Origin of the sequence: Treponema primitia ZAS-1, assembly GCF_000297095.1 — a bacterium.
GTDB lineage: Bacteria > Spirochaetota > Spirochaetia > Treponematales > Breznakiellaceae > Termitinema > Termitinema primitia_A.
Genome location: NZ_AEEA01000135.1, coordinates 1 through 26130 on the forward strand (window position 1 = coordinate 1; position 26130 = coordinate 26130).

General features: G+C 53.3%; 19 protein-coding genes. 11 read left to right on the top strand and 8 right to left on the bottom strand.

Features of this window, described 5'->3' with window-relative positions; translation table 11 throughout:
- Positions 1-476: 476 nt before the first annotated feature.
- From TPRIMZ1_RS0116110 to TPRIMZ1_RS0116130, 5 genes are all read right to left on the bottom strand, one after another.
- On the bottom strand, positions 477-1463 hold the full coding sequence (locus TPRIMZ1_RS0116110) for a uroporphyrinogen decarboxylase family protein (RefSeq protein ID WP_010262729.1): 987 nt from the start codon (positions 1461-1463) through the stop codon (positions 477-479).
- Between the two features lie 148 nt (positions 1464-1611).
- Complete coding sequence (locus tag TPRIMZ1_RS0116115) at positions 1612-2835, bottom strand: amidohydrolase family protein (RefSeq protein ID WP_081503689.1); 1224 nt, start codon at positions 2833-2835, stop codon at positions 1612-1614.
- A 137-nt stretch (positions 2836-2972) separates the two neighbouring features.
- Complete coding sequence (locus TPRIMZ1_RS0116120) at positions 2973-3383, bottom strand: hypothetical protein (protein WP_010262737.1); 411 nt, start codon at positions 3381-3383, stop codon at positions 2973-2975.
- A gap of 63 nt (positions 3384-3446) precedes the next feature.
- On the bottom strand, positions 3447-8066 hold the full coding sequence (locus tag TPRIMZ1_RS0116125) for a SpoIIE family protein phosphatase (RefSeq protein WP_010262742.1): 4620 nt from the start codon (positions 8064-8066) through the stop codon (positions 3447-3449).
- Positions 8063-11023: a hypothetical protein gene (locus TPRIMZ1_RS0116130; RefSeq protein ID WP_198429950.1), complete on the bottom strand. Its 2961-nt coding sequence runs from the start codon at positions 11021-11023 to the stop codon at positions 8063-8065. Before TPRIMZ1_RS0116130 ends, TPRIMZ1_RS0116125 begins: the two co-directional genes overlap by 4 nt.
- Positions 11024-11251: 228 nt before the next feature.
- Here TPRIMZ1_RS0116130 and TPRIMZ1_RS0116135 point away from each other — a divergent pair, with 228 nt between their 5' ends.
- The 6 genes from TPRIMZ1_RS0116135 to TPRIMZ1_RS0116160 are packed head-to-tail and all read left to right on the top strand — an operon-like array spanning position 11252 to position 16915.
- Positions 11252-12550 (top strand): UPF0164 family protein, encoded by a 1299-nt coding sequence (locus TPRIMZ1_RS0116135; protein WP_010262749.1) that lies wholly within the window; start codon positions 11252-11254, stop codon positions 12548-12550.
- A 44-nt stretch (positions 12551-12594) separates the two neighbouring features.
- The gene (locus TPRIMZ1_RS0116140; protein ID WP_232616856.1) at positions 12595-13314 is read left to right on the top strand and encodes a DUF4912 domain-containing protein; all 720 of its coding nucleotides are present in this window, start codon (positions 12595-12597) and stop codon (positions 13312-13314) included.
- A 6-nt stretch (positions 13315-13320) separates the two neighbouring features.
- Complete coding sequence (locus tag TPRIMZ1_RS0116145) at positions 13321-14904, top strand: glycoside hydrolase family 57 protein (RefSeq protein ID WP_010262756.1); 1584 nt, start codon at positions 13321-13323, stop codon at positions 14902-14904.
- Between the two features lie 21 nt (positions 14905-14925).
- Positions 14926-15504, top strand: coding sequence for a biotin transporter BioY (locus TPRIMZ1_RS0116150; protein ID WP_010262760.1), 579 nt, complete (start codon positions 14926-14928; stop codon positions 15502-15504).
- Positions 15505-15512: 8 nt separating this feature from the next.
- Complete coding sequence (locus tag TPRIMZ1_RS0116155; protein ID WP_010262762.1) at positions 15513-16277, top strand: energy-coupling factor ABC transporter ATP-binding protein; 765 nt, start codon at positions 15513-15515, stop codon at positions 16275-16277.
- Positions 16268-16915 carry an energy-coupling factor transporter transmembrane component T family protein gene (locus TPRIMZ1_RS0116160; RefSeq protein WP_010262763.1) on the top strand — a complete coding sequence of 216 codons (648 nt, stop codon included), beginning with the start codon at positions 16268-16270 and terminating at the stop codon, positions 16913-16915. Before TPRIMZ1_RS0116155 ends, TPRIMZ1_RS0116160 begins: the two co-directional genes overlap by 10 nt.
- 62 nt (positions 16916-16977) lie before the next feature.
- Here TPRIMZ1_RS0116160 and TPRIMZ1_RS0116165 read toward each other — a convergent pair whose 3' ends face one another.
- From TPRIMZ1_RS0116165 to TPRIMZ1_RS0116175, 3 genes are read right to left on the bottom strand one after another with little or no spacing between them, the layout of a single operon-like run.
- Positions 16978-17415 carry a hypothetical protein gene (locus TPRIMZ1_RS0116165; protein WP_026043769.1) on the bottom strand — a complete coding sequence of 146 codons (438 nt, stop codon included), beginning with the start codon at positions 17413-17415 and terminating at the stop codon, positions 16978-16980.
- 3 nt (positions 17416-17418) lie between these two features.
- Positions 17419-17955, bottom strand: coding sequence for a hypothetical protein (locus tag TPRIMZ1_RS0116170; protein WP_010262765.1), 537 nt, complete (start codon positions 17953-17955; stop codon positions 17419-17421).
- Positions 17956-18005: 50 nt separating this feature from the next.
- The gene (locus tag TPRIMZ1_RS0116175; protein WP_010262767.1) at positions 18006-18356 is read right to left on the bottom strand and encodes a hypothetical protein; all 351 of its coding nucleotides are present in this window, start codon (positions 18354-18356) and stop codon (positions 18006-18008) included.
- Between the two features lie 248 nt (positions 18357-18604).
- Between TPRIMZ1_RS0116175 and TPRIMZ1_RS20155 the strand changes: the two genes are divergently transcribed.
- The 5 genes from TPRIMZ1_RS20155 to TPRIMZ1_RS0116195 all read left to right on the top strand — a co-directional run bounded on the left by TPRIMZ1_RS20155 (position 18605) and on the right by TPRIMZ1_RS0116195 (position 26015).
- Complete coding sequence (locus tag TPRIMZ1_RS20155) at positions 18605-18775, top strand: DUF362 domain-containing protein (RefSeq protein ID WP_010262769.1); 171 nt, start codon at positions 18605-18607, stop codon at positions 18773-18775.
- Positions 18756-19742, top strand: a complete 987-nt coding sequence (locus tag TPRIMZ1_RS0116180; RefSeq protein WP_010262771.1) for a M23 family metallopeptidase — start codon at positions 18756-18758, stop codon at positions 19740-19742. The genes TPRIMZ1_RS20155 and TPRIMZ1_RS0116180 overlap by 20 nt, the downstream gene beginning before the upstream one ends.
- A complete protein-coding gene (locus tag TPRIMZ1_RS0116185; protein ID WP_010262773.1) occupies positions 19739-20734 on the top strand; it encodes a hypothetical protein in 996 nt (331 codons plus the stop codon). The genes TPRIMZ1_RS0116180 and TPRIMZ1_RS0116185 overlap by 4 nt, the downstream gene beginning before the upstream one ends.
- A gap of 808 nt (positions 20735-21542) precedes the next feature.
- The gene (locus TPRIMZ1_RS0116190) at positions 21543-23759 is read left to right on the top strand and encodes a carboxypeptidase-like regulatory domain-containing protein (RefSeq protein ID WP_010262776.1); all 2217 of its coding nucleotides are present in this window, start codon (positions 21543-21545) and stop codon (positions 23757-23759) included.
- Between the two features lie 153 nt (positions 23760-23912).
- Positions 23913-26015, top strand: coding sequence for a hypothetical protein (locus TPRIMZ1_RS0116195; protein ID WP_010262779.1), 2103 nt, complete (start codon positions 23913-23915; stop codon positions 26013-26015).
- The last annotated feature ends 115 nt before the right edge of the window (positions 26016-26130 follow it).

Below are 26130 nucleotides of genomic sequence, written 5' to 3' on the forward strand. Positions count from 1 at the left end.
GCCCCGGTTACCCGGCGCTTCGCTTAGTTTCGTCTCTCTCCCCTTCCCTATATTGCCAAAGAACATGGGCTGAAATCCGCTTTTAGGCGGCTTTTTACCCTTTCACTACCCTTTTAAGGCGGTGAGGCAGACAATACTACATTTGTCCGCTTTTTGTCAAGACCTTCAACTTCAATTAATACATATAAAACGCTAATTTTGTGAAAATCCAAATTACGCTTTTTTATTGAAAACCTTTCAGAATTCATCAAACATTTGATAAATAATCTGCGGTAAAAACCTTAAAAATCATCCAGACAATTTACAAAGAACAACCTCATTTACAAGAGCGAATAAGAGAATATCACCCTTTGAAAATAAGTGCAAGCCCTTTTTTTAAATTTTTTATTTTTTTCATTTAAATTTTCACGAGCGTTTAAATCCTCCTCGTCCCGCCGGAGGGGGGATTTAAACGCTCTGCGATAGATTTTGAGGAGTTACCGGGAAACCTGCTCGGCTTTTTGGCGTACCCATTCAAGACGATCAAAGGGAATGCCCTGGGGTATGGTGCAATCGGCCCCGATAATAATCCCCTTTTTCCCGGACGCTTTGATAAGCTTTTCGGTAAAATCCTCAATTTCGGACTTTGTCCCTACCTCTATCAAGGAACCTGGGGAGTTGGCAAAACCGCCGATCACGGCGCTGCCCCCGAAGAGCTTCTTCCCCTCCGAGAGGCTGATGCCATCCTCGTTCACCGCCCAGTTATAGGCTGCGGCCTTATAATCCTTCCAGGCATTCAGGTGATTTTTAACGCCCTTAAAGCCGCAAATATGCAGCACATTGTTTCCCCCGGCCTTGTTCGCCGCATCCAATACTATTTTATCAGAGGGGGTGACATACCGGCGGTACTCATCGTCTGAAATTTGGGCAATATCCGGGTTCTGTACGCTCAAATAGATACCATCCGCCTTGGCTTCTTTGATTACCCGCTCGGACAGGGCGGCCAATCCCCGGGCAACACGGATGAGGGTATCCCCTACTAATTGGGGTTCCGTTTTCAGGGTTTTTACCAGTTTTTCAACCCCAAGCAGCGATTTCAGGGTAGTAAAGGGGGAAAAGATATTATAAATATAGAAGGTATCCGCTTGCAGGGCGGTTACCTTTTTCACCAGGTCTACCTGCTGCTGTATCCAGCGGTGGGAAGGGTCGATGGGCTGTAACTGGCCCAGATCCGCAATATTTTGGGTGGATTCGCCCCCGCTGGTGGGATATCCGAAAAAGCCATCGCTCATTACCTTGACAAAATCGGGGTGAAACTGGTCGATAAAACGCTTATGACCGGCAACATTGCGATCCGCGATTTGAGGGTCGGCTAGGCCCTTATATAAATCATCCTCCGGGAGAAAATGGAACCAAAAACCCACGGGGATCCGCTCAACTTCTTCATTGTTCAATGCCTTCAGTACTAACTCTTTTTTGGTCATACTATATCTCCTTTTCACATAGTATCCGTTCCGACAATAAGGGTCTACCCTACAAACACCATCGGTATACTATAGATAATCGAAAAACACCGGGTCAATTCGGTTCCCGGACTCCCAGGAGTAAACGATCGCCGTCAAAGCGGTTTTCCTATTTGACATGCAGGCTTTTACCGGCATAAACGCCGGAAAGCCGCTGCTCATCCTTGATGACCAGCTTACCTCCCACAAAGACCAGTTTTACCCCCTGGGGCGGCGCATCGGGATTACCGAAACCGGGAAAGTCCGCGGCCTCCCGGAGCCGTTCCCAATCCAGTACTACCAGGTCCGCATCAGCGCCCTCCGCAAGACGGCCCTTTTGGGCTAGACCCAGAGCCCGGGCGGGTATCAAGGTACAACGCCGCAGGGCTTCCAGGAGCGATAACTGCCCCCGTTCCTTTACCAGGACCCGAAGAAAACGGGGGAAGGTGGCAGCGCTCTGGGGATGGCCCTGACCGGGAGGATTCTCCCCTGAATCGGTGGAAACCATCACGTCATCCAGGGAATAGGCGGTAAAAATATCATCCGGCGTACCGGCATCGTAGATCAAACTATCCCCCGGGGAATCCCGGCGTATTTCCCGGTATTTTTCCAGGTCCAGGAATTGCCCGGCATACTTACCCGTTCCGGCCCGCAGCCGATCAAAGGACATTCCCCATTCAAAGAAAACTTTCTCGTCAAAGACCGGCGTACCGGCCCCGGTAGCAAAGGCGGTATACACACCGCTGTCCGCCCATACATCGGCGCCCCGTTGACGGTAGGTATTAATAAGTTCTATGGCCCGCTTCAAACCGTCTCCGGTAAACATATATACAAGATGGGATATTATAACCCGGGCGCCGGTCCGGGGGGCAATTTCCAACGCTTCCCGCAGGGAATCGACATCGTTCAGCTTCGTCAGGCGGGTATGAATGGAAATGAGCCGTTGGGCATCCGCCGCTAGTTGGGCCAGTTCCAAAACCTCCTCCGGCGGAGAACCGGGTACGTATTCCAGACCAAAGGAGAGCCCATAGGCGCCTTCGGCAAAGGCCTTCTTCGCCAGTTCCTTCATTATAATGAGCTGATCCCGGGAAGAGGGGGCATACACATTATCCTGACCCGCCGCCGCCCGCAGGCTGGAATGGCCCACCTGTTCCGCCTGATGTATGGGAAATCCCGTTTCCTCAAATTCGGCGAAGAAGCGGGAGAAATCCACGGGACTGATACCGCAGTTCCCGCTGAGAACCGTGGTGATCCCCTGGGCCAGCAGCTTTTCTGCGCAGACCAGATGGTTGTCCGTATGGGAATGTACATCAATAAAACCCGGCGTCAGGTAACCCCCGGCGGCGTCCACCACCTGCCCGGCCTGTGGCAGGACAGCGGACGCCGGGTATAAACCGGCTATACGGCCCCCGGCGATCCCGAGGCTTCCGATAAAATCCTTTCCGCTTTCAGGGTCCAGTATCCGGGCATTCGTAATGAGATAATCCGGAATCAGTCAGTTACCCCCGGGTCTCTCCCCTGGTTTTTTCTGTTTTGCAGTTCCGTCTCCCGCTTTTCGATGGCTGCCTTTACGACGGCAATTTCCGACAGTATTGCCCCTACCGCCATATCGTCCCGGGAAACGCTTTGGGCGTTCTTTTCGGTGAAACTACTGTACAGCTCCGCCCCAAGACGGCCTATGAGTTTCTTAGCCTGCCCTTCAAGCTGTTTGATTTCCACCTTGAGGACCCCGATTTCCCCCAGCTCCTGGGCCTTAGCCCCGGCTTTGGCGGCAAATTCCTTGGAAGCCTCCAGGCCCCGGCTGCCCCAATCCTGGGCTTTCTCCCCGGCTTTGGCGGCAAACTCCTTAGATACCACGGCTCCCTGTTCCAGGAGCTCCCTCATACGATCTCCAAATGTCATATCGTCCTCCACTATATTGATGGTTTAAATATACACCTTTTTGCCCAGAACCGGGAATTCTGATCATTTCCTTTGGATACCGATTATGGTCAGATCATCGTACTGCTCATCCTCTTTAACCTGGGTGTAGTACATGTACGCTTCGTTACCGGGATTTTCCCGGGTTTGGGAACAGTACTCGCGGTACTGACGGAAATGCAGTTTAAGAAAACTGTCGATCTTTTTGTCCACCAGAACCCGGGAGTCTTCACCAGCCCGGGGGTCACGGTAGAGGCGGAACATCTTTTCTACCGAGACCATGGCCATGATGGTTTCTTCCACGGCGCCATGACAGGTGGTGAAGTCGAAGTGTAATTCTCTTTCGCCTTCGGGGTTATGGTACTTGTAGAGGGTGTAGACCTGCCTGTTCATCACCGCATTGATGATGGCCTCCACACGGTCGGCGCCCATCTCCTCATCGGCCTGACCTACCACGTGGTTGGCGTGGGGAGTGTCGATGCGGGCGTTGCCTCCGTCCTCCGGCGCGCCGGTACAGAGAATCTCCTTGAAGGCGGAGTCCCGGAACTTACGCTTGGCTTCCTCGATACCGTCGGTGTAGAGCAGGAGCATATCCCCCTTGTCGATGGTGAGGGTTTGTACCTGGTAGCCGCCCTTGGACTCTACCATAAAATTGGGCAGTACACCGGTGGCGGGGCTCTGGGGCAGGGTTAGGGTTTTCATCCTTTTTTCCGAGGAATCGTATAGGTGAACGATGTTGTCACCGGCGTTGCAGAAACGGATGATGCCGGTTTCGGAATCGAAGAGGGCCAGGGTGAAGGCGGCGAAACGGCCCTTGAAACCCAGGGTCTCAATAAAGTCGTTGATCTGGTAGACCACCTCCTCGATATGCATACCCTTTTGGGTGGGCTTCCAGGTCTTAAAATAGTTGAGGAACATGGTGGCCACCTGGATCATGATCAGCGCCGCGGGGATTCCCTTACCGGCCACATCACATTTGATGATGGCAAAGTAGCGGCCGTCCAGATCCTGGTAATCGAAGTAATCCCCGGACACGCCCTTGGCCCCTTCGTAGTAACCGAAAAACTGGGCGTTTTTGGTGTCCTTAAACCCCGAGCTGAGTTTATTCCCCTCCCGGTCAATTTCCAGGGGGATGAATTTCTTCTGCACCTCCTTACCGATGGTGAGATCCTCCGAAGCCTTGGCGGCTTTGACCAGACCGTGGGTCATGTCGTTGATGGTGTTCCCCAGTACGGCAATCTCGTCCCGGGTCTTGATATCAATTTCAACGCCCTCAAGCTTGGCTTTGTCCTCCGTATCCCGGATGCGTTCCACATGGAATACCAGTCTTTTTATGGGCCTGATGATCAGGGCGGAAAGGGCCAGGGCGCCCACCGCGCCGATGATGATGGCCGTCAGGGCGACTATCAGCAGGACCCGGAGGAGGGAACGCTGCCCCTGGGCAATCTGGGCGATGATGGAATCGATGGACACTTCCAGCCGGATAAGGCCCCGGAGGTACACATCCTCCGAGCCCTGGCGGAACATGACCGGCTTATAGAAGATAAAGGAGGTACCCGCCTTTTTATCCACCCGCAGGGTAGAGAAGGCCGGTTCGGAGCGGATCTCCCGGGCTATGTCGGTGAGCCGTTCGGTGAGCTGTTTTTCCAGGCCCGGGGTAGTTTCCTGAATGCTCTCCAGGCGCTGGATACTTTCCTGGTCGGTACGCAGGGCTAGGGAAACCCCTTCCTGGTTCAGGCTGGCAATACTGGCGGCCAAATCCCCCACCTCCCTGCGGGCCTGGTTGTTCAGCTCATCGGCAAGTTCCTCAATCCGCGGACTTAAGAGATCCTCCAGGCGGGAGATCCCGGGCTCAAGATCCGCCGTATCGATCTTGGTGAGGATGTCCGGGTCGTTGGTTGCCCAGATATGATCCGTAAAGAGGGTGGAGGTGGCGCCGAAACCGGTGATGGTTACGTACCGGGCTTCCGGGAGGGCGGATGCCTGGGCGGGGAGGTAGCTTAACTCCAGGACCGCGCTGCTCCGGGAGGGCAGATACGCCCGGGCGCTGGAGGCAAGGCCTTCCATTAACACGGCGGAACGGTCCCAAAGGCCCTGGAGCAGGGTCTCTTCCTGGGTGCGGGTCATGAGGGCGTACAGGGGGCCCGAGACCATGCCCACCACCAGGAGTACCAGGGCAATGGTAAAACCCGCAAGTTTAATCCGCAAACCCACTCCGCGTTTATTGATTTTTTTCAGCCGTTTTTTCTTTTCCAAGGGCATAAGATCTCCTGTAATGAGCGCAACCGTTTCAAGTTTTATCGCCGCAGTATCCGCCAAGACCGAGGCAATGCCCCGTATGGAAGCTACCATTCCAATTCCGCACAGTAATACTATTCCAATGATGATCCAGATAATTATATCGAACCGGTAACGCCTTTCCGCCCGCACGTTCCAGGAAGGCTCCCAGGTTTGGGAGAAATCACCAAACTTAGCGGTTCCCATTTCGTCCACAGAAATCAACCGGTTCCCCAGGGCGATTCCCCGCAGGGGATGCTCCACACCGATCAGGAAGCTGCCTTCGTCAATATCATCGATCCGCAGGCCGGTGATTTCCCGGTCCGAGTTTATCCTGAAATCGCCGCGATCCAGGAAATATTCCCGGTCATAGGGAGGCCGGCCGTCCTGGTCCAGGAAAATCCGCTCTACGGCGCCGCCGTCAAGGAAACCCCTGCCGACAATGCGAACCGAAAGTATACCCTGTTCATCCTGACCGGCGTCCACCATGGTAATAAAGGTGTGGGGGATGTATTTGTTCATCCGGAAATAGGCGCTGGAGGCGGGGCCGATATTACCGACTTCGTCGATGGCGAACACCGAAAAGCGCCATACCCCGTTATCTTCGTTTGAAAAAGAGACGGCAGTATCCGCCCCCATGATCCGCGGGGTGGGCGCCGGAACGGGCCGCAGGCTGAATAGTTCTTCTGCGGCCGCAGCAAAGGTTTCGTCATCCATCGGGGTGGATTCACCCTGGGTGAATCCACCCAGGGGAGCCATGTACTCCATGGTCCAGGTATAGCCTGCCACATCCGAGGCCGGGGGCGGGTTCCACTGAACAGAAAAACTGTTGGAGCTGAGGAAGCCCTCTTCGTCAAGGGACGGCTGGATGACATTGGCCGCCGGCGGGGGGGTAGTATCCCGGATATACTCAATCGTCGAAGGGGCGGACCAGTTACCCGCGTAATCCTGGGCGGTGACGGAAAAATACCAGCTCCCATCCTCGTCGGCGATGAGTTCCCGCCCGGTGGTTCCCACATAGACGAGCAGCTCCCTGGGGGGGACATCCTCGGGGGATTTGCTCCAGCTGTAGGAAAAGCCCCGGATCCCCGAAGGATCCGGGGGAACATTCCAGGAAAGGCGGACCCGTTCAGCCCTGGTACGCCGGGAAGGAACAAAATTTTCCGCCGCAAGCCGGGGGGATGCGGTCGTAGTATCCGGGGCCAGGGAGTAGATACGGTTTTGCCCCCGGACCCGGGTCTGCCAGAATACCAGCAGATCGTTGCCGTCCACCACCGGACGGGCGAAGGAGGCTTCCCCGGTGGCGCCGGAAAGGTCGTAGTTCTCCCAGTTTGTTCCCCAGCGCTGGGCCAGGAACACCCGGTTCCCGCCGCGGCGGCTGTCGAACCACACCACCGTGGTTTCGCCCCGGAAATAAAACGTTATAGGGTTATTGCAATAGGCATTTTCGCTGTTTATCCGTTCAGGGTTGATGATATTCCCCGCGCTGTCCAGGGATGCGCCGTAAATCTGCGGGTTAGCGGAACTGTAATGCCGTTCCCATACCAGAAAGAGCCGATTGTCCTGGACCGAAAGGTAGGGGCGCTGGTTATCAAAACGTTCCGGACTAGCATCGCTGTTCGAATAGGGATCCCGGAAACCGGTAATCCGCCGGGCGGCGGTCCAGGTGTTGCCGCCATCGGTACTGGTTTTAAGGTAGAGCTGAAAGGTGGGGGCAACATCGACGCTGCCCACAAAGGATTGAAAAACCACATAATCGGTCCCGTTTAGACCCGCATGGGTGGGGAGAAAATTCAGCTGCATGGCGGTATCCATCACAAAGGGCTCAAAGGGGGTCCAGGTGATACCATCATCGGAACGGGCGTAAAAAATAGAAAGCGACTGGGCGATGCCCCGGGTTACAAAGAGGAGATACCCCCCGCCGACCCTGGCATAAATCCGGGGGGCCACGGAACCTTCGGCGCCGTTGTTGAGCCGGACCCTTCTGAAGCTTTCTCCCCGATCTCCTGAGATGAGGATTTCCGTCTCCGAGGCGGAGGCAGCGGCGGCCAGGATTATCCGGCCCCGGAAATCCACCGCAGCGCTGAGTATGGCGGGCTCGGCGCCGGAATAGGTATAGGGACCGCCCACAGCGGGGTACATACGCCAGGGGTTTCCGGTCCGCTTAACCGCCAGGGAGATGGTGATTTGCCCGTCCCCGCCCCCTTCAACAGGACCGGGGTGATTTTCCTGCCAAGCTAAAATGGAAAGACCGTTGTTAAAGGCCGATACGGGAAAATCCGCCTCCTGGGGAATAAAGAAATCCGGCTGTTCCCAGAAAAATTCGGAAAGCGCAGAAAGAGAAGCGGCGCAGCTAAGAAAAAAAAGCAGTATTGCTATACGTTTCATAGGAGGGACTCGATTCTTCGCTGTAAATCCTGGATACGGGTCGAATTACGGTTCCGGGGATCCTGCAAAAGCTGCTGCACAATGGTCATGGCCGCCAGGGTATTACCCTGCTGCAAGGCCTGGACCGCCCGCTGGTACTCCCGCTCCACGGTGCTGCTTAAAATCACCGAACCACCCCCGCCTAACTCGGCTTGAATCCTATCCTTTAGGGCCATGGCCTGGCTGTTGGAGGGGTTTAATACCAGGGCCTGATTCAGCTGTTCCAAGGCTATGGGAAACTGGGTCCGCACATTCCGGTCTATGATGGACCGGGCGGCGGTGGTAAGCTCGGTGGATCGGGCAAGGGATCGTACATCAGGCGGGGCGGGGCGGTACCCCATATCGATCTCCGCCTGGGCCACCATGTTCCGGATCCCCGGATACGTCGGGTTGATTTCCGCCAGGTTCTGAAGATCCGCAAAGCTTTCCACGGATCCACGCTTCGTACCGGATACGGCTTCGGTGAGCCGGCGCTGGAAGGATGCGGTGAAAGCGGCGGGATCCATCACCTGATCCATCCGCAGTTCCAGAAGACTTGCCTCCTGATTAACCGGGAACATGAGCCGAACTTCCCGGGTTTTCCGCCGGGCATCTACAAACTTAGCCATACCCTCCGAACGGCGGTTCTCGTTGATCAGCCGGATCCCATCGTCGTAGTTTTTCTTAGCGTCGCTGAGGAGCTGACTCATTTCGGCATACAGGGGGGCCGTAACGGGGATGCTCCGCCCTGCCCGCAGGGACATGGCGCCCCGGACCACCGTAAGCCAGTAGCTTACCTCCGGGTCATCCTCCACGTTGGTTCTCCGCCAGCGGGCCCTGGCCTGGACCAGGTAGTCTTCGGCCCGGTCAAAATTTCCGTCAAAATAGGTATCCCGGGCGGTGTTGACCAGGTTCCGTACCTCCCTGATTATGGCTTCGTTTTCCAGCCTGGTTATCTCGGTCCCAAGGGTAATGAGGTTGGTATCCCGGGTACGTCTGAGCTCGGCGGATTCCTGGATCGCCAGGGAAGCGTCGTACCGTTCCCCGGATCGCAGGACCTGATCCCGGGCTACGTCGAAGCTGCTCCGGCCCAGGGCGGTACGGGCTTCCTGGTAGAACCGGTCTCCGTCCAGGCGGAGTGCCTCGGCCTGGGCTGACTGGGTTTTGGCGGTCTCCGCCAGGGGTACGGTCCCGGTCCGGAGCGCCTCAAGCCGGGCCATCAGCATCCGGGCGTCGCGGAATAATCTATCTATCTGGGGGGCGGTAATAAACCGGGGAACTTCTTCATCGTACTTGGCAAGTAAGGCGTTCCCATCAATAAGCCCCTGGGCGCTGCCCTGATCAATCCGGCCAAAAAGGCTCAGCGCCTCCGTGGGGTACTTGGCAATATACTGCCCATCGGCGTTAGATACGGAGTACCCCACAAAAAGGCGGTTGGCCTCACTAAACTGGTTTTCCCAGATGGCTATTCGCTGCCGGAGGTCCCCGTTCCCAATGGTGTACTCCCTCACTGCGGAAGCCATTTCCAGGCTGAAGATATTCACATCCAGTTCGTTAAAAAGGGTAAGGGCGTTTTCCATTGAGGTGTAATGGACCTCCTCCCCGCTGAGCCTGGAACGATAACTCAGCAGGGTCTCCCCGGTCACATTCAACCGTTCCAGAACCGCTTCTACTTTGACCGCCAAATCGTGGTAGGTACTCCGCATATCCGCTTCCATGGCCATGGCATTCCGGGTACCCATGGCGCCCCGCTGCCAGGATTCCAGGGCTGTTGAGTTCATCGAAGATAAACGGCTGTACTGCTCCAGCAAGGGGCCGGTTTCCATCAGACTTGAGGATGCTATGCGCAAGGACACATACCGTAAATACTCATCCGCCTTGGCGGCGATCACCGCATTGCCAAAATATTCGTAGGTCTGCAAATTCTGTCCCTGGTAAAAACGGCCCCAATCATTTAAAAAGCCCAATGCCATGGTACAATAGGCGACAACCGATTCAAACTGCGCCCTGGCCTGGAAAAAATTCTTCCTTTCCAGGGCAGCGTAGGCGTTTTTGTAGGCCTGTTCCGTATTATTTGCCAGGACCCCATCAAATTGGGAGAGCACCGAAATCCAGAGACCCGCCACGGCGCCCAGCATACCTTCCTGAATATCCATACCTACCCGGCCGTGGACGATCCTGGACGTAAAGGAAAGGTAGTTACGATCCCCCAGGTTGGGGTCCGCCTCCCGGAAACGGGCTAATTGCTCATCAAAGTAATTCCCCACCCCGGCTATGTCGTTATTCAGAATGATGAGCTGCTCCATCAGCGGCGTAAGCCGGGTATAGAAATCCCGGAGCCGGGACAAACTATCCCCCCCGCCCTGGCCTCCAATACGATCAATACCGGCGATGGCGTTATTAAAGGGGGCAACAAGGCCGGAAAAGGTCCTTATGCTGGTCGTAAGCGTAACAAGGGAGCTGTTAACCCGGTTATTGATGGACTCCCCAAAGCCGGCGGCAAAAAATTCCGGCTGGTATATCACCAAACCGCCGGCATAGGCGTTGAGGGCCCCTATATAATCCCCCTGATCGAGGAGTTCCCGGGCTCGGACCATGATCTGCTCCAAGAGACGCCGGTTATAGCCGAACAGGGCGAGTTCCTTGACCTGGGTGATAAACTGCTGCACCATACCCTGGGCGGGCTCCACTTCCTCAAGCCGCCGGGTAAGGTCGAGAATCTTTTCCGAATTGTCAGGATCATTGGTCAGTACATCCAGAAGCTCCCCCGCCAGGGCATTGTAGCCCGCCCGGAGCAGGATAATCTTCCGGAGCCGCCTCTGGGCCTGGAAAAATTTTGCGGGGGTTTCTTCGGCGTATTCGGTTAGAATCCGAATAGCCTCGTCAAATTGCCGCTCCGCAATAAGTTTGTCCGCGGACTTTAAGCTGGCATCCCGCATTCCCTCCCCGTACAGGGATGGAACCAGGACCAGGACCAAAAGGGACAGAAAAAAGCCTAGCCATGGCTGTAGCGTCAGCGAAAAAATACGTTGAAGGCGCCGCACCAGCGGAGGGCTTGAAAATTTCACTACGGTATACCCACCTTCAATATCGGAATTCCGATAATTACAGTATAATAGTACTCTGGAATAATGTCTTGATCTGATATATATTATTACAAGGTATACATGAAAAAATGCGGAACCCCGCTGCTCAGTATGGTTTTTCTCATTTGCCTAGTAAATACCCTGGGAGCCATTGATTTTAGCGAAGATTCCTATGGTTCCATCACGGATTATCTGAAGGATATCTACGGTATTGACGACAATGCGGGACTAACTGCCTTCCCCGTGCTGAATGTCCCACTGGGGGGCAGGGCAGAGGGCATGGCCGGTTCTTTTTCCGCAGTTTCCGATGACATTTCCTTCCTCGAATGGAATCCCGCAGGGTCCTCCATGCTGGCAAAGACGGAATTGGCCCTTTTTCATAATAACTGGATCGCCGATACCAAGATTGAGGGGGCGGCCTTTGCATCCCGTCTGAAGGATTTTGGGTTTGCCGCCGGGGGTAAATGGCTTTACACCCCCTTTACGGAGTACAACATCTACGGGGAGCGGGCTTCCAAGGGCTATTATTCCGAGGCGGTGGGGGTACTCAACGGCTCCTATAACTTCCTTTCGGGGTATTACTTTACCGGTATTTCCCTGGGGATAAACCTTAAGGGGGCCTTCCGTTTTGTTCCGGACTATTCCGATGCCGATGACCAGGAAAACCACACGGGCAGCCTGATCTCCGGGTCCGGCGCTTCCCAGTCCGCTGCCATGGCCATGGCGGATATCGGCGTACTTACCCGTATCAATTTTCTGAAATTCTACAATTCCCGGGAAAGAAATCTTTCCTTTGCCCTGACAGCCCGTAATCTGGGCCCCCCGGCCTTGGACGACCCCCTGCCTACGGTGGCGGTGGCCGGCCTTTCCTGGAAACCCCTGCGGCCAATCCTGCTTTCCTTCGACTATTCCATCCCCATGAACCTGGTGAACCCCGACCTTTCGGAAAAGCCCTACTGGGCGGTGGGCTTATCCGCCCAGGTCACGGAATTCCTGTCCATGCGCGCCGGGCTCCTGACCAAATCCGGTAGTGTCCGGGTTACCGTGGGCAGCGCGGTGGAACTGAAAAAGTTTTCCATTGACCTAAACTATACCCTGGATCTCTTAACCCAATTTACTCCCATGAACCGTATCAGCCTGGGAGTACGGTTTAACCTGGGGGATCAGGGGAGAAAAGCCCGGGAAGAAGAGGCGGAGGCCCTGTACATACGGGGCTTAAGCGCCTATTCCCGGGGGGAAACCGTAGAAGCCCGGTATTATTGGGAAGAGACCCTGAAGGTCGACCCCCGGTTTGAGCCGGCCTCGGAGGGGATCTCCCTGATCATCCATTCCAAGGATCTGATGGATCGTATCGATGAAATGCAATCCCTGGGCTTCTAGTGCGGCGTATTGACATATATCCGTCTTTTTCCCATGATCACGTGATGATGGATGAGTTGTGGCCGAACCGGCCTTTCCTTGAAACTTTAACAACAACTGAATTGATACGACTTGCGGACAGCCAGGGGATAGACATACCTCCCGGATTAGACCGGACCATCATTATAGAGGAATTGCTGGAAACTACCGGCGATGATGAAAGCAGCAATAAAAAGGGTCCCCTCCCCCTAGCGGAAAAACGCCAGGGCGCAACGGCGCCCCTTCCTAAACAGTACAATATTAGTTACATAGAGGTTTTAATCCGTGATCCCCTCTGGGCCTTTGCATTCTGGGAGATCAATGCCCATGATAAGGGGGTCCACGAGAAGGCTTCGGATTTTGGCGGGTATCATCTCAGGGTCTCTCCGGTGAATATACCGGAACCCGAAGCTCCATCCACGGGAAGTACCGCAGGAGACAGTTCCTTTACCGTTCAGGTGGGAACCGAAGATTCCGCCTGGTACCTGGGGTTTCCTCCCTCGGGGGGAAGTTTCAAGGTGGAGCTTTGTGTTATAAGAAGGGACGAACCGATCATTTTAGCGGTTTCCAACTCCTTCAAGCTGCCTAAGCTGCTCAAACCATGGGAAAACAAAGGTCCTGCAACCGTAGATAACCCTCTGCTCCGCCTTTCGGGGATCGATGATTTTAAAATACTCCGCAATACCATCCGTTCATCCCGTCTTCCAAAACGCATCGGCGTAAACGCCGCCGGCGTCCAGGGGTAGCGGTTAATGAGTAATTGCCGGGTCATTTCTTTGGTATTGGACCTTCATAAGCCCTTTGTCAGGCATCCTGAAATAGATCAGGCCCAGGAAGAGCGGTGGTTTTTCGAGGCTCTTTCCGATACCTATCTGCCCCTGTTGCAGGTCTTTGACCGCCTGGATGCGGAGCATATCCCCTTCAAGATTGCCCTGTCCCTGTCTCCAACCCTCTGCCATATGCTGCGGGATGAATACCTCCTGGAACGGTACCTGAAATACGTGGACCGGCAGATTGAATTCGGCGTTCGGGAACTGGAAAGAACCGCCGGGGAAGATGAAATACACCGTCTGGCCCTGAATTTTTACAACCAGGCGGTGGATAAGCGGGTCCTTTTTACGGAACGTTACGAGGGGAACATCCTGCGGGGTTTCGATCATCACCAGCGGAAAGGCCGGGTGGAACTGCTAACCACCGCCGCTACCCATGCTTTTCTGCCCCTCTACTCGGACTATCCCGAGGCGATCCAGGCTCAGTTCGAGACCGCCATCGCCTCCCACCGTATTCTTTTCAGCAAGAATCCCCATGGGTTCTGGCTTCCGGAGCTCGGCTGGTCTCCGGAAATTGACCGGTACCTGCGGGCCTATAATTTCAGCTATACCATCGTGGATACCCATGGCCTCTGCTTTGAGGATCGCCCGGAATCCCGGGGGAGTTTCTATCCCGTCAAAACCCCCGCCGGGGTATTTATCCTGGCCAGGGATTTTTATGCCAGCCGGGAACTGGAGGCGGCCAAGATTGCCTGCCATATGGATCCCCTATACCGCGACTATCACCGGGATGCGGGGTTTGAACTTCCTACGGAGGCGCTCAGCTCCTTCCTGGAAGCCAACGGCGCCCGGAAAGCGACCGGGTATAAGTACTGGGCGGTGGGAAATAAACAAATCTATGATCCCCAAAAAGCGCTGGAAAAGGTGAAAGCCGCCGCCTCGTCCTTCCTGGATGCCCGTATTTCCCGGCTCAATTCCGCGGTGGAATACATGGACGGCTGCCCCATAAGCCTCTGCGCCTTTAACGCCGATCTCTTCGGCCGTTTCTGGTACGAGGGGCCGGCATTTATCGAAGCCCTGTACCGGGAGGGGGCGCATCGCGAGGGGCTTCAGTTTATGACCCCCGCGGAATACCTTTACAAACAGGACGCCTCCGGCTTCCGGACTGCCATGCCGGAGTTTTCGTCCTGGGGGGTCAACGGCTACGGGGAAATGTGGCTGGACGCCTCCAACGATTGGCTCTACCGCCACGCCCTGCGTTCCTTGGAACGGATGATAGAGCTGGCGGAACGTTTCCCCGACGATACGGGGCTCAAGGAACGGGCCCTGAACCAAGCTGCCCGGGAGATACTCCTGGTCCAGTGTTCCGACTGGCCGAAAATGCTCTACAAGCAGGAAAACACCGACTATGCCCGGAATCAGGCTGAGGCGGCGCTGCGGAATTTTACCACCATCTACGAATCCCTGGGGAGCAATTATATCAGCACCGAATGGCTTACCAGCCTGGAACGGCGCCACAATATCTTCCCCACCATCAATTACCGGGTTTTTCGCCATAAACGCTAATTACTTATACAGAAAGGAGTTATGATGAATCAAAATGCCAGCTCTTCCGCGAGCCGAAAAACAATCAGCGGAATCACCCTTATCGCCCTTTTTGCGGCCCTCACCGCAGCGGGGACCTTTATATCGATCCCCCTGCCCTTCTCCCCGATACCGGTGGTACTGCAGAACCTCTTTACCATCCTTGCCGGGCTGGTCCTGGGGCCCATAGGCGGAAGCCTTGCGGTGGCTCTGTATCTTTTAGCCGGAGCTCTGGGCGCGCCGGTATTCGCCGGGGCTTCCGGGGGCTTCGCCCGTTTTCTCGGTCCCACCGGGGGTTACCTCCTGGGTTACCTGCTTTCGGCCCTTATTGCGGGGCTCATCGCAGGCCGGCCCCGGACTACAAAACCAGCCCCTGGCTGGAAGATCATCCTGGCGACCATCCTGGGACTCCTTTCGGTCTATATTCCCGGCATACTCCGGCTTAAACAGCTTATGAACCTCAGCTGGCCCGAGGTCTTTATAGCAGGCGGCCTCCCCTTCCTGGCGGGAGACGCCGTAAAAGGAATTGTTGCGGCGGCCATCGCCCCCAGGCTGCGTCGAATTATCGCGGAACTGCTCTAGCATCGTTGATGAATCCCCTTTTCTCCATTTCCAATCTGGTCAAAACCTTTTCACCCGGGGGGGAAACCGGAGTACGTGCGCTCTCCGGGGTAAGTTTGGAGATCCGTGAGGGTGAATTCCTCCTGATCTCCGGGGCCAACGGTTCGGGAAAAACCGTTTTGATGCTGATCCTAGCGGGGCTCATGGATCCCGATGGGGGGGAACTCCTCTTCCGGGGACAAGCGCTCAACACCGCCATGGGCGAGCTTCGGCGGCATCTGGGCCTGGTTTTTCAGGATGCGGACGCCCAGATGGTTGGGGAAACCGTGGCGGAGGATATCGCCTTTGGGCCTAAAAACCTGGGGCTTTCCAAGGCCGAAGTTGAAGAGCGGGTACAAAACGCCCTGACAGCCCTGGGTCTGGAACATAAGCGGGACCGGCCCCCGCGAAACCTTTCGGGTGGTGAAAAACGGCGCCTTGCCGTGGCGGGTATCCTGGCCATGGGCTGCCAAACCATTATCATGGACGAACCCTTCGCCAACCTCGACTGGCCCGGGGTGGTCCAGGTGCTGGAAATAATCCGGCAGCTTAAACAGGAGGGCAAAACGGTGATCCTCCTGACCCACGAACTGGAGAAGGTCCTGGCCTTTGCGGACCGGCTGGTAATCCTCGACCGGGGAATCATCCGGGAAGACGGCAACCCCGCCGAAGTTCTGGACCGGCTGAAGGATGAATACGGCGTGCGGGACCCCCGGAAAAGCTACGCAACCGTGGCGGACTGCACATGGCTGTAAAACACCGGCCCATACGCCGGCCCGTCCCCTACGCGTACCGCCCGGGTAACAGCATACTCCACCGGCTTCCCGGGGGGCTCAAGCTCCTGGGCCTGTTCCTGGTATCCACCCTCAGCTTCATCTTCGGCCTCTCCGCCCTGGGATTGGGGACCCTCCTGGTAATAGCCGCTTCCCTGGCCGCGAAGATACGCCCCTGGGAACTGCTCCGGGGTATCCGCCCCCTCCTGGTAATGGCGCTCATGGTCGGGCTTTGCCGGTCCGTCGGCCTGGACCCGGAGCGGGAAAGCGTGGTTTTTCTCAACACCGAGGGCCTTGAGGCAAGCATTATCTTCGGCTGGGGGATCATCCTCGCCTTCTGCGCAGCATCCCTGTTTTTTTCCGTGACCACCATGACGGAAATCAAGGATTCCCTGGACCACCTGCATCTTAGGCGCCTCAGCCTGGGTATTTCCCTGATGCTGGGTTTCCTCCCCCGGTTCTTCACGGTCTGGGAAAGTGCGGAACTCGCCTACCGGGCCCGATGCGGGAAAAAAGGCCTTACCCAGCTTCTTACCCTAATCCCCCTGGTGATGGAAAGGATGATAGTAAGCGCCGGGGAAACCGCATCTGCCCTGGAATCCCGGGGGTGTTTGTTGTAAGGATCTTGCTCATTACTAGTTATCAATACTCTAAAGTTCAGAAGAAATACAAAGATTCAAACTTATGTAATCTCGCCTATGGACTTTACTTCATCTATTTGATTTAAAAAAAGATCCAATAGCAATATTTCAGTATCTTCTTTCTGATTTTCATAGAGACCCAATAAATGCGCATACGACTTATCTACAACTTCAATATAGATTTCAAATTTAAATTGGTGCAATATTGCAGCCTTAGTTCTACCACAATTTAGTTTTGCTAATTTCCCTGCTTGACTAATAGTAAGCCTTTTCGCCAACGCCGATTTTATTCTCTTGTAATGATCCCGTTTGAAATATTCAAACCAATCCACCGATAACTCGGTTTCATCTTTGGATCGGTTAAGCTTAGGATTTTTCTTTCGTAAAACAAATGCGGCTGAAAGAATTTTTCCATTATCAGCTATTTGATTGGGCCTACAGTAACGAACATAATTATGGCGATCCTCAAGCCTCATCATAATTTATCCTGGAATAAAACTGGTTAAATCTTTGCTGCCCTGTTCTTTAATATTCTGTAGGGTCGAAGTAACCGTAAAGGACATGCTATTGGTTTTTATTCCCTGAAATATGATTTTCTCCTGAATTACAGGGATAATTCTTACAATCCTACATTCTTTATAATTGTGCCATTCAACAATTACCTGACCGGAATTATCAATTCCGATAAAAGGCGGAATATCAAAGGACAGATACTGTAACACCTCCAAGGTGATAGTTTTTGTAAGTTTATAAATTTCTTCATCCTGGTCATCTTCCAAAGATCGATCAAGAAATTTGAACCTTTTATGTATCTCCTTCTGAAAAACATTTCCAGCCCTTAGAGATTTTTTTTTGGTATTTGCTATATCTTTATAAAAATGGAGATTATCTGAATTATTGAAAATAGAATTTACAACAACCGTGTTAGTTTTGTATAAAAAAAATCTTGTATAGTATTCCGGACTCTCTTCTCCCACCCCAAAATTTTCAATTCCCTGAAGAGATGCCTGATAAGGCACCGATTTTTCCTGTCGCGAAGATATCCTTTGACAAGAGGTAAAATCCATTCTTACTTAACCTTTGACTTTCTATGAAGCGTTTCTTTTTTCTCCTCTATTTTTTTAACTAAGCTCTCGATGTTTTCTGCCAACTCTTTAGCAACTCCGGCTTCTAATGCAAACGCCCCAACTATAATCTTGTCATCATCATACTCACCAGCATCAGCAAATTCTATGATTATAGTTTGCTCGCCAACCCAGCTTGCTCTAAAACCGCCCGGGAACAAGGTGGGTTCCACCTTTCTATACGTAGAACCCCTTTTCTTCCCCCGTACTGTCTGTAAGGGACTTGCGGGTTTCACGGAAACTACTTGTTTTTCTTCTTTTACCGCCCGTTTTCCCACTGACTTTTCCACAGGCATACTCAATACATCCTCTCGATTCACAGGTTACAACCAACATCCACTTATATTACAATATTGTGACAGAAAAGGAGAAAAGTCAAGGGCACTATGGGGCACGCATCCGCTGCGCCGCAACACCTCGTTTCTACGCCGGCTTCCCAGTCCTGGAACCGAAGATCCCCTTTCTACGGAAAAGATAAAAAAATATCTTGAAAATCCCGGCAATATATAGTATTTTATAAATAATTTATTTAGAGAGGTGTAATATGGCGTATAAGATCAGTGACGCGTGTGTGAACTGTGGATCCTGTGAAAGTGAATGTCCCTCGGAGGCCATCTCCGAAAAAGACAATTTCCGCTGGATCGATCCCGGCAAATGTGTAGATTGCGGTTCCTGTGCCGCAGCCTGTCCTACCGATGCAATTGCGGCTGAATAAGCGCGGATTCCGGTATAAAAGGCAAGGGGTAACCCTTGCCTTTTTTTTCGCCCAAACGGTTTCTATCATCTTCCTCCTCTCCGCCCCCCAGATTCCGGCCCAGGAGACGCCGCCTTTCCCGGAGATTTCCCGGCTGGATAGTTCCGATACGGCCTTTCGGCAGTACGCTGCGGATGTAGAAGCCGCCCGGCTGCGGATCCACAACCGGGAACGCACCGGAGAAGAGGCGGAGTCCCTGGCAGGGGTACTTACGGTATACGCCTACAACCCCGGACCCAGGGACGACGCCTTTACCCTGGCGGCCCGCTGCAATATCCCCTACGCAGCCCTGGCCACCCTCAACCACATACCCCACCCGGATAGCTTTATCGGGGCGCCGACCCTGCTCCTCCCTTCCATGTACGGTATCTTCATACCCGAAAAGCCCGAAACGGACCTGGAATTGCTGCTCTTTACCGGAAGGGCTCAAGAGGAGGGGATTCCCATCACGGTAACCAGAAACAACGGAACCGAGCGTTTCCTCTTTATCCCCGGAGCGGATTTTTCCCCCACCGAGCGGGCCTTTTTTCTGAACACCGGTTTCCGCTACCCCCTGCGGACCTACCGGCTCAGCAGCCCCTTCGGCCCCCGGGTAAACCCCGTTACGGGCAATTTCAGGGTACACCAGGGGCTGGATTTGGCAGCCCCCGAAGGAACCGAGGTATACGCCGCCCGGGATGGGGAGGTGATCGAAATGGATACGGACCCCATTTACGGTAACTATATTATTATCCGTCATGGGGAAACCTGGGCCAGCCTCTATGGGCATCTATCAAAATTTGAAGTAGCCTTGCGAAGTCACGTCCGATCCGGTACTCTTATAGGAAGAGTCGGTTCAACCGGTCAGTCAACAGGACCTCATCTGCACTTTGAATTGCGGCAAAATGGGAGAGCTCAGGATCCCGGGAGACTGTTATTTACAAAATGATACGCCCATGGCGGGCATTTCTGTACCTTTTCCTACTCACCCATCCCGGCGGCGTGGAGTCGCTTAGGGCGGAACCTCTGCACATATCGAACGCCGGAAACATCCTGGTGTCCCTGGATAAGCCCGGGGGCGATTCCGTAAGCCTTTCGTATACCGATTCGGTGGTCATTACCCTGAACGGGGAGATCCGCTTTTTTAGGGGCATTGAGCTGGAGCTCATCGTACCCCAGGCCTATATGGCCCACCGGGGAAGCCTGGCCCTGGCGCTCTACGCAAATCTTGACCGGACGCCCGAGACCGGGACAGCGGATCTGGATGCACAGCAGCTCAGCATGGAACCCATTCCGAATAAAATCCGGATCATCTATCAGATCCCCATCCGTTCAAACCACGGTATGCAGGCCAGCCCCTATTCGTCCCTCCCAACCGGGATAGTACCCCCGGAATCCTTCCCCATCCTATTCCGAATCCTGCCGGCTATCAAAAGCCTCAGCGAGGAAGTCGAAACCATGCCCTTCCGGCTCAGCGCCAAACCCATATTCAGCGACGAGGGGGCGGTACGGATAGCCACCCGGTATCCGGAACAGCTCCCCCGGCGGCCTTTTACGGTGCTCATTGATGACGAAGTGGTGGAACGGCCCCGGGAGGCCCGGCTTTTAAAGGAGGGGGAACACCAGTTGGTGATTATCTCCGACGACTACCGGAATGAAAATCGCCGTTTCCTCATAGAGCGGGGCAAGATCCTGGACCTGAGCATTACCCTTCAGGACACCACCCCCCTGGTTTACTTCGAAGCTCCGGACAATGCTCTGATATTCTTTGACAACGAAGCCGTGGATAACGGCCGCCAGCCCATAACAACAGAGCCGGGACTCCACGAAGTACGTTTCCAGATGAGCGATTACTCCGTGGTCAAGCCCATGACCATACAACGGGGAAAAACCTACCGGGTTGCCCTGGCCGTAGATGTATCCATTTCCGAGAGCGATTAAAATTTCTTAAGTCCTGGCAGAAAGAACCGATATTAAAGATGTCGGACCTATAGTTCCCCTCCCAAATCACTATATTTCCGACATGCCTCAAGGGCAGGGCCGGCGGTTTCCGCCGGTCCTTTTTTTGCCTAAATCTTATGGAAGTCTTTTGCCGCATAGCACCAAACATCATCTGAGGCATAGTTAGAAGCATAATTTGGCGAACCGGCCCGGTGAAGCCATGCGCCGAGGAGGCTCGAAAGCACACCTACATTTAGTACGGAGTGGGGTGTCAGGAAGGAAACGTATGGAGGGACCCTCTGGGAGGCCCCATACGTTTCCTTCCAGACAGGCCCCCCGACCAATTGTGTGCTTTCGGAAACCCAGTAGCAGACTCTACAAGCGTGCGAGCGCCCGGCACACCCCCGTACCCGCCCGATAAGATTCAAACCCCGATATTCCCCCCATTTCCTGTATTATTTATCGAAAAATAAAAAAAAACAAAGAATACACCGAAATATATTGATAAAAAATAATAAACTATATATACTATTTGATAAGGTAGGAATTGGGTGAGTATCGCTTTTATGTCCCCCTCTCTGCGCTGGCAGTGGTGGGGTTTTACCTTTTGTTTCCTTATTTCTTTATAGGATAACGAGTTACTTCCCTCCTCCCCCCAGGTTCTCTGTCCCACCCCTTTCGGGGTCGCGCAGGTCCCTTTCTTTGAGATCGTTATTGGCTGCGTTGCGGCCGTTTACGGTTATGCGGGTTCCCCTCGCATAGATACCAGTTGACCCTTGAGGCCAACTCATTGTTAAAGGAGAGAAGCATGAAAAAAGCTTTATCTTGGAGTATAGTGGCGTTTTTAGCACTCACTATGATTATCACCGGATGCGATAACGGCAGCACATCCCCCACGTTCGGGAGTGTCAAGGGCCAGACAAACGGCGTCGTATTCGATAAAATTACTGGTCTGCCCGTTGAAGGCGCGACCGTATCCATCGGCGGCAAATCGGCCACAACCGACGCCGGCGGCGCGTATGTCATCAAGGGTCTTATCCCCAATTCAGGCAAGAGTGGTCTCGGTACCGATGTTAACACAAATTATGTAGTTTCTGTTAGCAAACCGGGATACAAATTAACAACCAAGGTTACCCCTATTGTTGTTGATCCTAATGAATATACAGAAAATGATCCCTTCCTGGAAAAAGAGACCTTACAAACTCTAAGAGCCTCTTTTGATGCTTGGTTGCAGACCACACCCTACGATGGTCTGGCAAATGTAACCGATTGGACCTTTACCGGCCATAATTTCACCGCCAGTGACGGCTCGGTGGTTACCTATAACGAGGGAACCAAGGAGTTCAAATGGGTAGGAAAATGGCAGCTTGAAAATGACTACGTCTTTGATGCCGGTTCATCTATTATTCCCCTTACCCCCCTTACCAGCGGTTTTAAAGGTAAGATCTGGGTAGTACCCGGAACTTTCGAATCCGCTGCAATTGCAGCCCCGCAGCCGATTGCAGCCGGTGTGGACGTTTGGTTTGTGGACAACACCGCTTATGGTGCTAATCAGCCCGCCAATCCCGATGAGGTAAAAGATGCCTATGGCCCGGTAAAGACAACTGAGGAAGGAACCTTCGAGATAGCGGGTCTTCCCGCTGATGCTACGTTCAACATCACCATCAATCGCTTTGAACAGCAGATTGGAGAGAACGGGGAATTGTATCATTTTGCTACTACAGTCAACACTGGTACGCCCGTTAATAGCACCGGCTCCGCGTATGTAGTAACGAATAAGGAAACCGGCGGCGACGGTGGCGCTGGTAATGATGCTCTTGATGTGCTTACTACGTTTAAAACCCCGAGAAATTCAGAACCGTTAGTCGTTGGGCTTCCCGATATCTACTTGTTTGATCTGGGTAATGTAGGCTTCGTGCTTTCCCACAACATTGGAACAGAGAACCGCACCACTCCTATCGCTACCAATGGCGAAATCACCCTCACCTTTAGCAAACCCATCAACCAGGCTTCTTTCGTTGCCTATTTGGATACTAACACAGATGGTGCTTTCACCTTAGGAACTGATATAGCGCTCAAGCCCGATTGGGGGGACAGTGACGTAACAGTAATCCTGAGAGCAGACAGCATTCCTGCTGCTGGTTCAGTTCCTTCGTTCCCCTTTAGTACTTTCGCTGACATTAACGGTGCAGGCAAACTTACCCTTAGTAAGAAAACCCGGGCTGCGGATGGTTCATACATTTCCTTTGCGCCCACCGTTGTGTATACGGAACCCAAACTTATCCTGGTATCTGTAGAATTGGAGACTACCCCTGCGGTTACCCGCACACTGGTAGCAGGCCCCGGGAGCGCGTTTAAACTAACCTTTAGCAAACCCATACTGGGGACCCCGGATTTAGTATTCTATGAGGCTAATGCTACTCCTGCTATTGTTAATACTAAACCGTTGGCTTATAAGGTTGATGGCTCATCCGTGTATGTCTATGTTGACAGACCGTGGTCCGAGACTTACATCTATTATAACAATGTTACTTCAACAACCTCAGGTGAGGCGTCTATAAGCGGCTATACCGGCGAAAAGATTGTCAGTGCAGTCTATACTCCCAGTAATCTTTTCATCAGGGCTACCAACCTGTACAAACTGGCTGGTACTGATTGGGGTACATCGGATGTCCCCAGCGGTGCTGCAACACTTGCTAATGCCCATGTCCCGTTGAATGGTTCTCTCACCCTGACCTTTGGTGAGCCCCTTACCGGCTTGACCGCGTTGGCAAGAATTTCTTCAACCGCTAATGGTAGTACTCCTATTACGGGTGGTGATGTTACCGCTACAGTGTCAGGATATACCGTCATAGTTGACCATCCCGCTTTCACCTCTACTATTACCAATTATTATCTTGCGATAAAGCTTTACAGCGGTTCAACTTTGGTTTATGACAGCACCGCTGCTAATGCTAATATTCTAGCTAACACCGTTGTCAAAAATGGCTCTGGGTACATCGTCTTTACGACGGAAGCTCCCTAACCTTACCCATTAACACACAGCCCTTCGGCTGTGTGTTAATTTTCCGTAACGCTGCCCCCGGCAAACCGGGGCTAGCGGACCAAGGCCTGATGCTCCTGTTTAAGGGGCGAGTTTCGTAAGAAACCGGCTTTCTGTGAAATTAAAAGAGGCTTTATGAAAAGACTACAAGTTTTAACGCTGTTGTCGGCCTTGGCGCTAGTACCCCTATTGCTCATAGGTTGTGATAACGCCACCGGCTCATCGTTAACCAGTTCCAATGCCGCCAGCGGTGACTCCGTCGGTCGGCCTACCAGCACCACCGGCCCCACCGTCACTAAAGATGAGGCTGACGTGCTCATCGTGACTGGTACTATTGGGTACGATTGGTGGGAATATCTCTGGAAGAAAACCGGCAAAAAAACGCTCATCCTGAAAGGTAATGTCACATTAGCTGCCAACACGAGCTATAACGTCCCCGTCGGAGGGACCCTAAAGTTTGACGACACTGCCGCAGTTACCCTGAACCTTGCCGCCAATATCGTCCTGAATGCAGCGCACAGCGACATTATCCTTACACCCAATGTGACTTTTACAGGCGGTGCCGCGACAGAGTATATCTTCGTGAAGGATGATGCTACAAGAGCATTACTTGCCGGACTGGCTACCGTTGGCGCCGCCGGTGTCAATGTCGGAGCCGCATGGGACGGTAAAACTAAACTTTCCGAAGTTTCAACAACCGATCTCTATATTCAGAGTTGGACCATTGACACGACGCTGCTAGATGACAATACCAAAAATGTGTATATAGGCAGTGCAACCGTCGCCGGCGATTTGGACTTAACGGCAGCCACTGTTCGTTTCTCGTCACTCGTTGTGCAAGGCGACCCTGTCGATCCTACTACACCTAACGGCGTTCTCACAGCCAAGAATAACTTTACGTATACCGGTGTCGCAGCAGCAACAATACCTACTTTGGACCTGAACGGCAAAGCGGTTACCCTTGCAAATGCAGTCGGTCTTCCTAGTAAGATCACCAGCACTACGACAGGCGGAACTTTGGGAGGAGCCACTACGGGTATTCTCTCAGTCGGTACCGTTGAAATAGCTGCCGGTAAAGACATTACCCTTGCTTCTTCAGTAACAAATTTAAACCTTAATAATGGAAACGGCGCTGGCACACTTATTGTGCCCGGCAATGTAACGGCTGCGACAGTTACCGCTGGTACTGCCAATGTCTCCTTCACCAGAGATGCGGGTGTAACCCTTGGGACTGCCACTTTCGGCACTACCGGTTCGGTTAATTTTGCCGGCCCCGTAAAAACAACAGGCGCTGCCACCTTCGCTGGGGACGCCACCTTCAATGGTGTCTCCGAATTCGGAAATACTGTTACATTAGGCGGCGCCACTGCCTTCAATGCTGATGTATTTATCAATAATGGGAGCGCAGTTACCGGCACAGTTGCTAAGGCTATTACCCTTAAAGCAACCAAGGCTATTAAAATCCATGACCCCGCTGCTGTTGATCCCGATACCGATATTACCCTGGTAAAAGCAGGCGCAGCTAACCTGGTACTAGACCCGGTTGGGCCTACCGCACTCACCGGCACTTATGGAACCAAAACACTTGCTGTGGGTAGTGGTATTCTTAACGTCACCGGTGGCGAACTCAGCGTAGAGCAAGATGTCACCCTAAGCTTGGCCGTTGACCTTCGCTTAACAAATACCAAGCTCAAGCTTAATACAGGCGTCAAGCTCACCGGTGTGGGTAATGTCGAAGCAGGCAAAACTAAAATTGCAGGTGACACTGGTTGGGCGGTGTCAGGAACAGAAGCAGTTGTTACTATTGAATCCAACAAGATCAGTGGTAATGGGGTACTGAGTGGTGCTGGTGTATCCAAAATCACCCTTGCCAGTGCTGCCGCAGATGCACCGCTAAAAATTGACGGTGTAGATGTACGGCTCAACGCGGGTGGTGCCATTGAGGTCCAAGCCCCCGCTGATCCCGATGGCAATACCAGTACGCTCACCCTGAGCAATGGAGCCAGGATCAGTGGCTTAGATAGCAGCGGCGCTGCTAAAAGCACCGATGTTGGACCAAATTTCCTCACAGCCACGACCATTACTAATCTTCAAGCAGTAGATGGCGGCTCTGGTGCTGCAAACGCAGGCAACTATATCCGCCAAAAGAGTACCGGCAGTGATGCTACTCTAGTGGTACCAATAGGCGCCACTCTCACAATCGACAACACTACTGTTGCCTCAGCTACTGGTATCTAACAACAAAACGCAGTTCGGCGCGTTGTAGCCGAGCAAACAAACCGAAGCCGTCTCCCATCGGGGGACGGCTTTTTTATGCCCCAGGTAATAAGCCTTGGATACGTAACCGTCAAGT